Source organism: Candidatus Eremiobacterota bacterium (assembly GCA_031082125.1).
Lineage (GTDB): Bacteria > Vulcanimicrobiota > CADAWZ01 > CADAWZ01 > Ess09-12 > Ess09-12.
This window is the reverse complement of the sequence record JAVHLM010000024.1, coordinates 71,315-86,046: the sequence shown is the minus strand read 5'-3', so window position 1 is coordinate 86,046 and position 14,732 is coordinate 71,315. Positions and strand designations below refer to the sequence as shown.

General features: G+C 55.3%; 14 protein-coding genes. 10 read left to right on the top strand and 4 right to left on the bottom strand.

The annotated features are described in order from the left end of the window. Window positions 1–134: 134 nt before the first annotated feature. From RDV48_22765 to RDV48_22730, 8 genes are all read left to right on the top strand, one after another. Window positions 135–890, top strand: coding sequence for a PspA/IM30 family protein (locus RDV48_22765; GenBank protein ID MDQ7825640.1), 756 nt, complete (start codon window positions 135–137; stop codon window positions 888–890). A gap of 63 nt (window positions 891–953) precedes the next feature. Next, window positions 954–2,708 carry a phosphate ABC transporter substrate-binding/OmpA family protein gene (locus tag RDV48_22760; protein MDQ7825639.1) on the top strand — a complete coding sequence of 585 codons (1,755 nt, stop codon included), beginning with the start codon at window positions 954–956 and terminating at the stop codon, window positions 2,706–2,708. A gap of 135 nt (window positions 2,709–2,843) precedes the next feature. Then, complete coding sequence (locus RDV48_22755; GenBank protein ID MDQ7825638.1) at window positions 2,844–3,794, top strand: ABC transporter permease; 951 nt, start codon at window positions 2,844–2,846, stop codon at window positions 3,792–3,794. After that, a complete protein-coding gene (locus RDV48_22750) occupies window positions 3,794–4,678 on the top strand; it encodes an ABC transporter ATP-binding protein (GenBank protein MDQ7825637.1) in 885 nt (294 codons plus the stop codon). The genes RDV48_22755 and RDV48_22750 overlap by 1 nt, the downstream gene beginning before the upstream one ends. An 11-nt stretch (window positions 4,679–4,689) precedes the next feature. After that, on the top strand, window positions 4,690–5,565 hold the full coding sequence (locus RDV48_22745) for a hypothetical protein (GenBank protein ID MDQ7825636.1): 876 nt from the start codon (window positions 4,690–4,692) through the stop codon (window positions 5,563–5,565). A 24-nt stretch (window positions 5,566–5,589) separates the two neighbouring features. Further along, entirely contained in the window at window positions 5,590–7,377 is a 1,788-nt protein-coding gene (locus RDV48_22740) for an ATP-binding protein (protein ID MDQ7825635.1), read from the top strand. 72 nt (window positions 7,378–7,449) lie between these two features. Beyond that, entirely contained in the window at window positions 7,450–8,151 is a 702-nt protein-coding gene (locus RDV48_22735; GenBank protein MDQ7825634.1) for a hypothetical protein, read from the top strand. Between the two features lies 1 nt (window position 8,152). Then, window positions 8,153–9,472, top strand: a complete 1,320-nt coding sequence (locus tag RDV48_22730; GenBank protein ID MDQ7825633.1) for an HD domain-containing protein — start codon at window positions 8,153–8,155, stop codon at window positions 9,470–9,472. Here the strand turns inward: RDV48_22730 and RDV48_22725 are convergent. Genes RDV48_22725 through RDV48_22710 form a run of 4 tightly spaced genes read right to left on the bottom strand, consistent with a single transcriptional unit; the run spans window position 9,446 to window position 13,411 of the window. After that, the gene (locus RDV48_22725) at window positions 9,446–10,384 is read right to left on the bottom strand and encodes a type II CAAX endopeptidase family protein (protein MDQ7825632.1); all 939 of its coding nucleotides are present in this window, start codon (window positions 10,382–10,384) and stop codon (window positions 9,446–9,448) included. The genes RDV48_22730 and RDV48_22725 overlap by 27 nt on opposite strands. Window positions 10,385–10,390: 6 nt before the next feature. Next, window positions 10,391–11,593, bottom strand: coding sequence for an acetate kinase (locus RDV48_22720; GenBank protein MDQ7825631.1), 1,203 nt, complete (start codon window positions 11,591–11,593; stop codon window positions 10,391–10,393). A gap of 48 nt (window positions 11,594–11,641) precedes the next feature. Beyond that, a complete protein-coding gene (locus tag RDV48_22715; GenBank protein MDQ7825630.1) occupies window positions 11,642–12,853 on the bottom strand; it encodes a M28 family peptidase in 1,212 nt (403 codons plus the stop codon). A gap of 33 nt (window positions 12,854–12,886) precedes the next feature. Beyond that, window positions 12,887–13,411 (bottom strand): hypothetical protein, encoded by a 525-nt coding sequence (locus tag RDV48_22710; GenBank protein MDQ7825629.1) that lies wholly within the window; start codon window positions 13,409–13,411, stop codon window positions 12,887–12,889. A gap of 234 nt (window positions 13,412–13,645) precedes the next feature. Between RDV48_22710 and RDV48_22705 the strand changes: the two genes are divergently transcribed. Then, window positions 13,646–14,140 (top strand): prepilin-type N-terminal cleavage/methylation domain-containing protein, encoded by a 495-nt coding sequence (locus RDV48_22705; GenBank protein MDQ7825628.1) that lies wholly within the window; start codon window positions 13,646–13,648, stop codon window positions 14,138–14,140. A gap of 131 nt (window positions 14,141–14,271) precedes the next feature. Further along, complete coding sequence (locus RDV48_22700; GenBank protein ID MDQ7825627.1) at window positions 14,272–14,724, top strand: hypothetical protein; 453 nt, start codon at window positions 14,272–14,274, stop codon at window positions 14,722–14,724. Window positions 14,725–14,732: the final 8 nt, after the last annotated feature.

The following is a 14,732-nucleotide window of genomic DNA, read 5'->3' as shown; positions in this document are numbered from 1 at the left end:
CCCTCCCGCACGGGTATCACAGGAATAATTAATTATATGGCGAAATAGGTTCAGTGCCTTGCTTGCAGAGAGGCACGGCATGCAGCAGACTGCCTCCCGGGGAGGCATATAATAAAGAAACGAGGTGATTCCACTTGTGGAAAAGACTTAACAAGATTTTCAAGGGTTTCCTGAGCCTCTTCATCAAAGGTATTGAGAGCTCAAACCCCAAGGCCCTCATTGAAGCTGAAAAGGAGGCCCTGAGGGAGAAAGTCGCCAAGTACAACCAGAACCTGGCCAAGCAGGCCGGCTTTGTGTCCAGGCTCGACCGCCTCATTGCCGAGGGGCAGAAAAAAGAGGCCGACTACATCGCCAAAACACAGGCGAACCTCAAGGCGGGGAACAGGGACATTGCAGGCAAGTACGCCATGGAGCTGAAAACCATAAGGGAGCAGCTCGTAGAGTACCGGTCGCAGCTCAAGTCGGCCAAGGAGGTCTATGAAAATCTCCTGAAGACCAAGGAAGTCACCGTCAGGGATGCAAAGAACAAGATCGACGAGCTCGTGAGAAAGCTCTCCCAGGTGGAGATGAAGGAGGCCGAGGCGGAGCTCCGTGAGATGTCCCAGGCCATGATCGCCGAGATAGGAAGCGACGGCGACACCATGTCGCGGATCCAGGAGCACCTTGACGAGCGCATCGAGGAAGCCACGGGAAGAGCCATGGTGGCCAAGGACTCGGCCGACACCTCTGAAATCTCCATGAAGGAGTCGGAGATGAAAGCCCTTGAGCAGCAGGCTCTCTCAGAGTTTGCCGCAAGCGTGGGAATTGAAATGCCGGGTATGGAGGCACCGCTTGAAGCGCCTGCAGGCACCAAGGCAATGGGTCCCCTGGAGCGTGAGGAAACCATATAACACCTTGAAATATTCGACCCCGGGGCGGGGAAATCACTCTATTATAAAAGGAGGGGCAGCAATATGGCACAGGATAAACAGGAAGGGCTTACTCCCTTCGGAAAGGTAATTGTCTTTTTATTCATCGTGGGCCTCATCGGTGCAGGCGTCTATTTCGGGTTCTTGAAAAAAGGCGGCGGCACGGGAGGAAGCACCGGCCCCTCTCCAGGCAAGACCATCGACATGACCAAGCTCAACATCGAGGCTCCTGACCTGAAGGGCATCACGACCGTCCAGGAATACAAGTACGTCCCCCAGGAAAAGCTCCCCGCAGTCGATCCCAAGGCTATCAGCGGCTACAAGTGGGACAAGAACAGCAAGATCGTGGAGTTCCCCATCAACATCTGGATAGGGTGGCTCCCCATCATCGCGGCGAACCATGGGCACAAGGCCAACAAGGAAAGCATTTTTTACAAGAAGTACGGCTTTCAGATGAACATCACCCTGATCGACGACCCCGTGGCGGCAAGAAACGCTTTCGCCGCCGGGAAAAGCCATATTCTCTGGGGCACCCTCGACATGATGGTCCTCTTCGCCCCCGAGCTGATGAAGGATTCAAGGACGGCGCCGCGCATCTACCAGCAGATTGACTGGTCCAACGGCGGCGACGGCATCGTCGTAAGGGACAGGATAAAGAGCGTCCAGGATCTGAGGGGCAAGACCGTGGTCTATGCCCAGAACTCGCCGAGCCAGTATTACATCAACAGCCTCCTCATAAGCGCCGGGATCCAGCCTTCCGAGGTGAAGCACAAGTACACCAACACCGCCTTTGAAGCGGCAGCCGCCTTCGTGGCCTCAACGGGCAAGTCCGATCAGATTGACGCCGTCGTCTCGTGGGCCCCCGATATTTACAACATCCCCGAGAAGGTGAAGGGCACCAAGATTCTCTCCACGACCGCCGACGCCAACAAGCTCATTGCCGACGTATGGGCGGTCCGCGCAGACTTCGCCAAGGATCACCCCGACATCATCAAGGGCATCGTGGCAGGGATTTTTGAAGGAATGGACAAGCTCCAGAACGAGAGCTACAGGGTCCAGGCCTGCCAGTGGATGGCCGATCTCTATGGCTTTGACGTAGGCGAGATAAAGAAGATGCTCCAGGACGCCCACTCCACAAACTTCGCCGAAAACAAGGAATTTTTCATGAACGCCAACAACCCCGCCAACTTCGAGAGGACATGGAAGACCATCTGCTTCGTGTACAGGGAGCTGGGCCTTATTGACGCGCCGGTGCAGTTTGACCAGGTGATGGATTTCAGCGTGATGGCTGACATTGAAAAGGATGGCACCTTCGCCCACCAGAAAGACAGCTACAAGACAGTCTTCGCGCCCACCTCCTTCTCGAAGGTCCAGGCCGAGGCGCCAATTCTCACGCAGACCATCAGGATAAACTTCTATCCCAATTCGTCAAACATCTTTGAGCCCCAGCATGATGAGCTCGGCAATGCCCTGGCAAACACCACTTATGATCCCAACTCAAAATCCACCCTTGAGAAGGTAGCCCGCCTCGCCGCGCAGTTTGAAGCGGCCACCATCGCCATCGTGGGCCATACCGACGGGTCACGGAAAGGGCAGGTGCCTGACGAGGCCGTGAAAAAGCTCTCCATGGCCAGGGCCAACTCGGTGAAAAAGGAGCTCGTGGAGAAATACAAGTTCGATCCCAACAAGTTTGTCGTCGAGGGAGCGGGCTGGGACAAGCCCTTTGATCCCGGCGACCCCGAAAACCATGCGAAAAACAGGAGAGTGGAAATCTCCGTGTACCAGCCCGAGGCAAAATAATATTCCGTACCAGCGCGCCCTGCCTGCCATGGGGACATGGCAGGCAGGGACTTCTGCTTTACGCAAGAAAGCTGACGTGGAGCGCACCATGTGCGCTCTTGTGATAGCAAGCCGCCGAAGGGAGGCTCCAAAGTTTTGAAGCTGCCTGCTTTTTTTAAAAAAGAGACCAAGGTAAAAAAAATCAAGCCCGTGCGGGAAAAGCCTGCAAGGGAAAAGCCTGAAAAAAAACAGGAAGAGGCTCCTCCCAGGCAGCGGAAAGCCTTTCAATTGGCGAAGTTCACCGGGAGCATCTTTGCCATCAGGGAGGATGTATCGCCTTTTACGGCCTTTCTCCTTTCAATGATCCCCATTGTGCTCCTGGTGATAATCTGGACCCTGGTGACATGGGGGCCCGTGGAGCAGAGGGTCATTTCCTCAATCATCATGCCGAGCCCCAAGGAATTCGTACAGGCCATCCCGAAGATCCTGACCCCTGAGAAACGGCTCGGCGCCGGTATTCTGGTGAGCCTTGCAAGGATCACGGGCGGGTTCCTCATCGCCACGGCTCTCGCGTTGCCTCTTGGCGTGCTGATGGGCTCCTTTTCGAAATTCAGGGCGGCCTTTGCCCCTATCATGATCGTGGGCTCATACATCCCCATCCCTACCCTCGTGCCCCTCACCCTTGTATGGTTCGGCATGGAGGAAAAACAGAAAGTGGGGTTTCTTGCCATCGCCACCTTTGTGTTCCTGCTGCCGGCTTTTGTAAAGGCCATCTCCGATGTTGACGATGTCTTCCTGAACACTGGCTATACCCTCGGGGCGAACAAGTGGCACATTGTCTCGAAGATACTTTTTCCCATCGCGCTCCCCGAGATTTACAACTCACTGCGCCTGGGCTTCGGCGTGGGATTCACCTGGATCATCATGGCCGAGATGATCGGCGCCGAGAGCGGCCTGGGATTCATCCTGAAAAACGCCCAGTCACGGGGAGCCGACAGCTCTATTGTCTATCTCGTGCTCACCGTCATAGTGCTTATCGCCTTCCTGATAGACAAGCTCTGGGAGCTGGGCTACCGGGCACTCTTCAGGTACAAGGAGGCGCGCTGATGAGCACTCTCCAGATAACTGAAAACCCCGTCATTGCAAAAACCACCGACATACCGGCCGTGGTGACCTTCAGGAACGTGTCCAAGACCTTTTTCAAGGGGACTCCCCGGGAGTTCACCGCCATAGAGAATGTCAACTTCGAAGTCGATGACATCCCTGGCAAAGGGGAGTTCATAGCCCTTATAGGCCCGAGCGGGTGCGGAAAATCAACTGTCCTCAACATCATCGCGGGCCTGGGACCCCACTTTCCCCCCACGACAGGGGAGGCGTACGTGCGAAACAGCCCCATCATGGGCCCCGGCAAGGACAGGGGGATGATTTTCCAGAAATACAGCTCCTTCCCCCAGAGGACCGTCCTCTCCAATGTCACCTTCGGTATCGAGCTCATGAGCCGGGAGGACCAGAAAGAGCTCATCGGCGCCGAGCCCACGAGGCAGAACATGGAAGAGTATGCCATGCGGTGGATCCACCGCGTGCGTCTTGACGGGAACGAGCAGAAATTTCCCCACCAGCTCTCAGGCGGCATGCAGCAGCGCGTGGCCATCGCAAGGACTCTGGCTCTCAAGCCGCGGATAATACTCATGGACGAGCCCTTCAGCGCCCTTGACGAGCCCACACGCCTCGTGATGCAGGATCTCATCCTGGAGCTCTGGCGGGAAGTGGAAGCCACCGTGTTCATCATAAGCCACAGTATTGCCGAGGCCGTGTACCTCGGCGACAGGATATGGATTTTCACCAACTCGCCGGGAACGATTGCGATGGAAATAAGGAACCTCCCCCAGATGCAGGCCGGGGCTCTTATGGAGCAGGAAAAGGCCGAGTTCAAGGAAAATGTGATGATTGTCACCGAGGCATTCCAGAAGTTCAACGAGTTTAACGATTAAGAGGGAAGAGTATGGCTAGAGAGAATCTCACCTGGAGCGACTACGTCAAGGAAGCCTTCAACCTGAGGGTGAAGGTGCCTGCCATGGGAAAGGTGCCCGTCAACTGGGTCGCCCTGGGAGGCTTAGCGGCGGCAGGTGTTTTCGTCGGGTGGCCGATGCTTCTCATCGGCGCCGGAGCGGAGCTGGGCTACCTCTATATGCTGAGCACCAACCCGCGCTTCCAGAAAGTCATCCAGGGGAAGGAGCTCCTTAAGAAGCGCGAGCAATGGGAGCAGAAAAAGACCAGGATCTTCAACCGCCTTTCCCAGGGAGCCCGGGCGCGCTACCAGGACCTCGAGAGAAAGTGCCAGAACGTGGTGAGCATCTACGAGACGGCCTCTATTGAGACAGGCCACCTGGACACCTCGCGCCTTGCAATCCTCAACCAGCTCCTCTGGCTTGCCCTGCGCCTGCTGCTGTCAAGGGAAGTCATCATCAAGAACATCAAGAACGAGTCAAGGGACAACCTTCAGAAAAAGATAGACAACATGGAAAAAAACATGCAGAACGAGAGCAACGAGCGCATAAAGAAGACCCTTGAGTCCACCATTGAGACCATGAAGAAAAGGCTCGGCAACATCACCTCTGCCGACGAGAAGATAAAGACCATCGACCTTGAGCTGCTGCGCATCGAGGAGCAGCTTGAGCTGCTCCAGAACGTGGCCGCCATTGACGGCCAGTCAGGAACCCTCTCTGACAAGATAGACAGCACCGTCACCTCGATCAATGAAACCGACGAGTGGATGAAGACCAATGCCGAGCTTTTCGGTCCCATCGAGGAGGAGCTTGCCGGCCCCCCTGACGGCATCATCGAGAGCCTCAAGAGCACTGATACTACTACCACGTAAGGCTTCGGGAAAGGATAGAGAGCCATGAGCACCCTTGTACACTGGGCGAAAAAAATGCGCGAGATCTTCCTGGGAGGCACCACGAGCCAGTTTATCCTCTACGGGAATGTCTTTGACCTGGTGCCCTCGAGGAAGGACAAGGACGACATGGAGTTTGTCTCACTCCGCCATTACCTGGAAGAGACGCTCTTTGCCCCCTTCGAGGTGGTCATCTTCTACGACCGTGGCAAGGGGGTCCGGGTGAAAAAAGGGATGGAGGAGTTTCAGAAATACCTCTCCATCTACGACAGCTTCAACCAGACCAACTATGCCACCTTCCCGGGGCAGATCCCCAGGGATCCCAAGCGGGCCCTCGAGCTCATGGACCGCTTCATCCAGGTGGGCCTCCAGCGCATCCAGTTTGTCAATGCCGCCAGGGAGGCCCCCGAGAAAAGCGAAAAAAAGAGCGTGCCCAATCCCCTCAAAATAGCCGTCGTCATAGACTACGCCCAGTATGTGGCGCCAAGAGGGGATCTCATGCAGCTCCTGGGCGACACGAGCGAGATCCTTATAAAAATCCTGGACTGGGGAAGTGACCCCTCGATAATGGGCGCCAATATCGTCACATGCCTCATCTCGGAGAACCTGAACGACCTCAACAAGCTCATCGTGGAGAGCCCTTACAACGCAAAGCTGAAGATTTCCATGCCCGGCGATGAGGAAATCACCGAGTACGTGGAGTCACTGAAGAAGCATTTCCCCGAGTTTCCCCAGTACTGCAAGGTGCCCAATGAGGCCCTGTCCCAGAAGCTCCTGGGCCTCACGAGGGTAGGCATAAGATCCCTCGTGTCGCTGGCAGTGAACAACAAGCACGAGATAACCCCGGAGTTCCTGTCAAAGAACAAGAAGGAGATGATAGAAAAGGAATGCAATGAGCTGCTCGAGTTTATCGAGTCCCCCTATACCCTTGATATGGTGGCCGGGCACAGGGAGGCGAAAAACTGGCTCCGTGAAGATGCCCAGCTCATCAAGACCGGAAAAACACGCTCCGTGCCCATGGGATACCTCTTCACGGGAGGGATAGGCACGGGAAAGACCTACCTTGCCACGTGCTGGGCAGGCGACCTGGGCATTCCCTTCGTGAAGTTCAAGAACTTCCGCGACAAGTGGCAGGGCGCCACCGAGGGCAACCTGGAGAAAATCTTCAATGTCCTCGATGCCCTGGGGCAGGTGGTGGTCTTCATCGACGAGGCCGACCAGGCCACGGGAAAGCGCGACTCGGGAGGCGGCGACGCCGGCGTCTCGGGGCGCGTGTATTCCATGCTTGCCCAGAAGATGAGCGATACGCGAAACCGCGGAAAGATCATATGGATCCTCGCCACGTCGAGGCCCGATCTCCTGGAGGTGGACCTGAAGCGCCAGGGGCGCCTTGATGTCCATATTCCTCTCTTCGCGCCGCAGGATGACGGGGAGCGCAACGAGCTCTTCAAGGTGGTGGCCAAGAAGCTCGGCGTGGAACTAAGCGAGGACAGGCTTCCCAGGCTTCCCCCGGGAGTCGAGCTGGGTGGGAACGAGATGGAGGCCCTCCTGGTGAGGGCCAACAGGGTTTACGACCTCCAGAAGGAGGGCGAGGAGAAGAAGCCCCTCGATGAGATCGTCGCTCTGATAGGCAAAGATTTCCGCCCTTCCCCCCACACGAAGGCCCTGGAATACATGGATCTCGTGGCGGTGAAGGAATGCACCGACAGCCGGTTCCTCCCGGCAAAATACCGGAAAACCCCCAACGAGGAGATTGATGCAAGGCTCATGGAGCTCAAGCGGCAGATTCACTGACGCTCATTATACTTTCAAGCAGAATGATGCCGAAAGCCTCGCTCTGGAGTAGAATTTAAAGGAGATATGACCATGAAGAAAGACAATCCCTTCATCACCCTGCTGAAGAAAGCCCACATCATCGCCGGAGAGATAGAAGGCGAGGAAAATATCAAGAACACCGCAGCGCCCTCCAAGCAGGAGGCCAAGAAGGTGAAGGTCACGTCAACTAGGGTGGTGACCTTCGATGACCTCAAGAAACAGTCAAAAAAGCTCAAGGTGGACAGCTTCGAGGAGCTTGTCCCCGAAGGCGACGAGACGACCTACCGGTTTGAGACAATCTTCGAGAAGGCCAACATCCAGACTCCCCGACACGGCTGGAACGTCTTCAAGGTGGTAGACTACATGGATACCAATCTCGCCATGGGGGAAAACAACGCGAAAATGGCCCTCCTGGGGGCAATGAAAGTGGACAAGGCCAAGCCCGAGGAGCTCCTGGTCAATGCTTTCAACCATGACCAGGCCATGGACAAGTTTGAGCTCTTTCTCTCGAGCAGGATAACAAAGCGCGCCGAGCGCCTCACTGCAGAGAATGCTGAATTGGAAAAGAAGGTGAAGGAGCTCCAGCAGCACATTGAAAAGAACATGAAGCGTATTGACGAGGACCAGAAATACTTTGAGACGTGGAAGCGGGAGAAAGTGGCCTTAGAGGAGCGCATGGCCCGCGCCACCTCATATCTTACCATAAACCAGCAGGCAGTGAGCATAGGCTCTGTCACGGAAAACAAGCAGTAAAATGACACCGCCAAAAAGCGAAAAAATCATAAGGGATCCCATCCATGGCGATATTCCCCTTGATGTGGAGCATGAGATCCCCCTTCTTGACACTCCGGAGATGCAGCGCCTCAGGGGCATAAAACAGCTCGGCACGGCACACCTGGTCTATCCCTCGGCAGTCCACACGCGCTTTGAGCACAGCCTGGGCACATGCTTCGTGGCGCAGCGCATCATCGAGACCATAGAAGGCCAGCAGCGGAAGAGCCTCTTTTCCGATGAGGAAAAGCACGTGGCCCGCGCGGCGGCCCTGCTCCACGACGTGTCCCACATCCCCTTCGGCCACACCTTTGAGGATGAGCGCCAGATTTTTGACCGCCATGACACGCCTGACAGGATTGCCTATTTCCTGAACACGGGCACCGTGGCAAAAGTGCTCCGCGACATGGGCATCTCGGCACAGGTCACCGATGTGCTCCACCGGACGGGGAGCAACCCCGCGCTCTCGGAGATAATAAACGGCACCATATGCGCCGATCTCCTGGACTACCTTGCCCGCGACGGCTATTTCTGCGGAATCTCCCACGGCTATGACCAGCGTATCTTCCGGTATTTCAGGATACAGAACGGCGTGTTCTTCCTTGATGCCCAGAAAGAGGGGATAATCAGGGAAGATGTCCTCTCGGAGATCATCAATCTCCTGAGGCTCCGCTACTTCATGTCGGAAAGGGTCTATTTTCACCACGCCAAGACGGCATCAGGCGCCATGATATCCAAGGCCGTCGAGATAGGAGTCAAGAACGGCCTCACCAAGGGGGACCTCTTCCCCCTGAGAGACGAGGGGCTTCTCTCCCTGCTCTCCATTAAATTCGGGAAGCTGAAGACCATCCAGATGCTCCTGGAGCTTCTCATGACAAGGAAGCTTTACAAGCGGTGCTATATCCTCACGAGGAGGCTCGGACCCCAGAAGCAGCAGGACCTTATAAGCCGTTACCACCGCAACATTCATCTCCGCGAGGAGGCCGAGGATTTTCTCACCAAGAAGCTCCGCCTCAGGGAAGGCGAGCTTATCATCTACTGCCCCTCTTCCGACATGGCCCTCAAGGAGGCCAACGTGATGGTGAAAATCGACTCCTCGCCTCCCAGGATGCTCTCGACGCTCAAGATCCCCGAGATAGAGGTGCTGATGGAAAAGCACCGGGACCTCTGGAAATTCTACGTCTTCATCGCGCCGGGCCTCACGGAGAAAATGAAGATGATCAGCCGGGCCTGCGAGGAGTATTTCTGCGAGTCAAACCATCTGCCGGCCCTGGAGTCAGGCCAGCTCTTCTTCGGCTTCTAGCGGCGTCCCCTTCCCTTCCTCTGCCTGCGGCCCGCAGTCCCGCAGGACTATCCCTCTCTTCCCATAAAGGAGCCAGAGCAGGGCAAGGGTGACCAGGAAGGTGAAGATGCTCCAGAGGCCCGCCATGGGGTGCTGCGAGATTCCAAAGATGACGCCCGCCGCCTGCGGCGTTATCTCCAGCACCTTCAGATAATTTCTCACCAGGATGACGAAAATAAGAATAAAATGAAATCCCACGGCGCTCCAGAGGGATCCTGACAGCAGCACCATGGAGCAGAGGGCGGCATTGAAGCAGAAAAGCGTGACAAAATACATGGCCTTCAAGGCCGGCGACCCCGAGCAGAACATGTGGACTGCCGCGAAAAAAACACCAGTGAAGATGAGGGCATGAGAGCGTGAGACATGCTTGAGGAAGCTCTGGAAAATGACGCCCCTGAAGACAAGCTCCTCGGTAAAGGCCAGGGCCAGGCAGACCAGTGCGTTAAGAGCGATGTGGCCCCAGAAGAAGGCCTTCACCATCTCCGCTGCCACGGCTTTCCCGTCAACAGGCGTCACGGCCCTCATCACCACGAGGGGTACAAAATAGAAGAGAAGCGCCACAGTTCCAAGGGCCACCCCTCTTCCAAAGAGGCGCAGGTCCAGGGACTCTATGCCCACGGCCTTGATAGACCGCCCGGAGACTATGTTCCAGTATTTTATAAAAATGAAAAGGGCCATGAAATAAAGGAGGGCTATATAGACCGTCGAGAGAGGCCCCTCAAGGTGCTGGCCGGTAAAATCCCGCCAGAAGCGGCCCCCTGTGGCCGCCGTGAGAATCCCCCACAGGAGGGCTATCCCTGCGGCAAGGGAGAGCACAAGAAGGAGAAATCCCCGGTATGCCTTCCAGGCACCCGAATCCCTGTGACCATTCATGCCATTTTACGCCTTTGCCGACTCGACGGTCCTGATGATCGCTCTTGTCTCCCTGGCGATCACAAGCTCCTCGTTGGTGGGGATCACAAAGACTTCCACTTTGCCCTTGCCGATACGAAGCTCATTGGCTTCATTCTTATCATCGTCAATATCGATTCCTGCAAAGATGAGATCGGAGAGGATCTTCTGCCTGGCAAGGGGCGAGTGCTCTCCGATGCCGCCTGTAAAGACGACGGCATCGAGGCCTCCCATGGCAAAGGCATAGGCGCCTATATATTTCCTCACGCGGTAGCAGAAGATATCGAAGGCGAGCATGCAGCGCTCGTTGCCCTGAAGGAGTCCCTCTTCAATCTCGCGCATGTCGCTGGTCATCCCGGAGATTCCCTTGAGGCCGCACTTCTTGTTGAGAAATGAATTCATCTCTTCGGTGGTCATTTGCATCTTGTCCATAAGATACAGGGGAATATAGGGATCGATATCCCCGCACCGGGTCCCCATCAGAAGGCCCTCGAGAGGGGTGAAGCCCATGGTGGTGTCGATTGATGTGCCGCCTTTCACGCATGCCATGGAATCGCCGTTTCCCAGGTGGCAGGTCACTATCTTGAGGAACTCAATGGGCTTTTTCATATACTCTGCAGCCTTGTGCGAGACATAGAGATGGGAGGTCCCATGAAAGCCATAGCGCCGTATTCCCATCCTCTTGTAGATGTCATAGGGAATGCCGTAGATATAGGCAACGGGGGGCATCTTCTGGTGGAACGCCGTATCGAATACGCCGGCCTGCACGGAATTGGGAAGCATCTTGGTGGCGGCCTCGATGCCCTTGAGGTTGGGAGGGTTGTGGAGGGGGGCGAACTCGATGCACTCCTCCATCTTTTTTATCACTTCCTTGGTGATAGGCACGGAGCCCGAGAAGGTCTCACCTCCGTGGACCACGCGGTGGCCAACGCCCACAATGGCGCTTTCATCTTTAATCACCCCGTATTTAGGGTGGAGAAGGGTCCTAATCACCCATGAGAGGGCCTCCTCGTGGTCTTTTACCTCTCTGATCTCCCTGTGCTCATCCTTATTGATGGCCTTGTATCTTACTATGGCGTTCGCCGAGCCTATTTCTTCCACAATGCCCTTGGCGATGACTTCTTCATGGGTCATGGCAAAAAGCTGGAATTTCACTGACGAGCTTCCGCAATTCAATACTAGGATTTTCACGACGACTTCCTCCTGTACATAACTTCAGGTGCCACAGGCGGCACCACCCTATTTGTTCTGTGCGAATCCTTCCATTTCCTCTCCAGAGGAGACCCAATCGACACAGATTTTGAAAGCCAGGGAAAGGGCCCCGGCGTTGATATGCCTTTCAGAATCATCGGAGCTGTGCACGCTGAGCGTTGCCCTGTCCCATCCGCCCACGCTGAGCGTCACCGATTCATAGCCCCGGGCTCCCCATACGACATGATCCCAGAGAGCGCCCAGCACGAGGGGAGCACGATGAAGCCTCACTCCCAGGGCCCGTGCCCTGTTCCTTATGAATTTTCCAAGCCTCCGGGCGGTGATGGAGGGAGGGAAGCCATAACTGTCAACGACAAGCAGCTTTTCAGTGCCGCCTACGCCATCGAGATTGACCACGTAAGTCCTCTCCGGCGGAAAGTCCTGCTGCCTCTCTGCAAGGAACCTGAAGGAGCCGCAGAGGCCTATCTCCTCGGCTCCGGTGAAAAGAAAATGAAGTACGGCGCCGCCGGGAGGCTCAAGTGAGAAGTGCCTCGAGAGGGCAAGAAGCACCGCTACTCCCGAGGCATTGTCCATCGCCCCCGGAGACTTGTCCTGAGAGGGATTGAAGAGCATGAGGAGAATCATCACCGCCATGATCGCTCCCGACCCATAGGCAACAACTGCGGGCACGCCGCTGCCCCATCCCGGCAGGAAGACCACAACCAGAGATGCCGCCGAGAGCGCCAGAAGAGCAAAAAGGCCGAGGAAGCTCACTAGAGCCCTTATGAAGCCGGGGAGAAGCTGCGATTTTGAATCATAATGAGCCATGAAAACAAGGTGAGGAGCTTTTGAATCGGGATCACTGCCAAGCTGCCCATGAAGAGTCGCCGATTCCACGGTGCCGAAAAGGGGCACGTTGTAAAGCCTTTCCATCCACGGGTGCCACCGTGAGAAGAATGCCACGGCACCAGCCGTCACGGCGATAAAAACAAGGGAAAGCTGGGGAAAACGGGTAAGGGTTGAGAGTGACAGCGCAAGCCCCCCCCCCCAGAGCGCCACGACGGCTTTGAAAAAGAAAAGAAAGGGGAAACGGGAAACCTGGAAAGAGACTTCCTCCGGGGCCATACCCCAGGAGCGGAGTCTCTCCCTGAGCAGCGACAGGGCCCTTCGCTCTCCTTCGCCTCCAGCAAAGCGTGGAAAGGAAAACTCACTGACATGGGCACGTAATTGAGCTTCGCTCTGAGGCACTGCTTCAGCCATTGGCACACATCACCGCACCGGGCTCCCCGCCGCCTATTTGAAGTCCCTTATGACTTCTATGAGGTGGTCCATGGTGCTTTTCGCAAAGGGATCGATATAGTCCCTCAGTATGCTTTTCACGGTATATTTTCCCGTCGTGATCCTGTGTTCCTTCGCATACTCCTCAATGGTCTCGTTCTGCAGAAGCTCCCCTGTGGGAATCCGGTATTTCACCTCGATGAAGTTCTTGTTCTCTTTCCCTTTGTCGCGGCTCTGCCTGATGACAATATCATAGATGAAGTCCGGGTGGGGGCCTTTGCGGATCTCTTTTTCCAGCTTTGTCCTTTTCTCCTTGTCTTCAATTGCCCAGTTAAAGGGAGCGCTCAGAATAAGGAGATTGCCCGAATCAGTCTCACGGGTTTTTTCAAAGCCGAAGGTCTTATTGCTCTTGATATCAAGGAACCTAAGGCCGCCGCGCTTTGTCGGCCTTCCTCCCGAGATATAGCCGCCGTAAAGGTTGCTCAGGATCAGATTTATCTCCTCTGAGACAAGCTTGAAATTTAACGTGGTGTTCTGCATAGCATCGCTCCCTGACGGTAGTATAGTGCCCCACAGAATTGTGATTTCTCCGCAGACTGGGCCTTCTCCTGCTTTGCGGCTCTTTGACGGCAGGCGTAATTGATACTTTTCTCCCCGTTGCAGCGGAAAACCATGGGAAAAAAAGGGAATTTACCGTCAATAAAGAAGGAAAGAACCGACACCTTTTCTCCTGATAAAAATTATGCTATAATACATACTCGGAGGAAAGTTTTCATGAGAGAGAAAGAGAAAGGATTCAGCATAGTCGAGCTGATGGTGGCTATCTTTATCCTCTCCACATGCCTTCTGCTCATCATAGGGCTTTTCACCTTTCTCTTCAACTCCACAAAAAAGGGCGTGGACCTCACGGCAGGCACGGCCGCCGCAGAGTTGATGCTCGAGGAGTTCCTCTACCAGAACGAAGCGGCAATTTACAGCGGAACCTACGGCCCCTCAACGCCCATAAGCATCACAAAGTCCCTCAACAATGTCAATTACCTCTGTGATATCAATGTCTCCAACGCCGTAAACAACAGCCTCAGGAGGGTGGACGCCACCATCTACTGGTGGACCAGTCCCACGGGAGCATCGGGCTACGGGTCCAGAAAATACATTATCAAGAACGATGACGGCACCTTATCTGAGGTAGAGACCGCCAAGGGCTATGTCGCGGAGTACGGCTCGGTAAAGACAAAAATCACCAAGTTCGTCTTCCTGCCCCCGCCCTAGTACCTCAAAGGAGAAATATTCCCCCTTTCAGAGTATTCCCTTTTTCATGATCAATCTGTTATAATTAAGAAGATAGAGACAACATATTCCCCAGCGATCAGAGTCACGATGAAGAAAGGGAGGCCGCATCCATGGCAGCAGATTCACTTAAGACCCGCCAGGTGGGCACTATAGAGGAAACCGACCGTGAGACCGTGCAGAAAGCTTACCAGATAGGGACTATCCGCGGAGCTCTCCAGAATAAAGGGGAAGCTTTCATGAACGCTCCCCCTTCAGGATTTCCTCCCCGAATCACTGCAGGCGACAGGATGCTTATCAGGAAACAGAGAATCGAGCAGTACAAGGCAGGTGACTTCGTGGTCTTTGAAATTGACGGGGCACCGGTGCTCGGGAAAATCGACAGGGTGAACGTATCGGCGGCGGGCCTCTCGGTGAGGGTCACGATGGCGCCCCCTGTGAGCGAGAAAAAAGAAGTGGTACAGAACAGGCTCATGGGCAGAATAGTCTCCCTGGAAAGGGATGGGCAGACCATTGCCATGCCCGTGGGAATCGTAGGCGATCTGATGGCTATCTTCGGGAAATAACGCCAGGT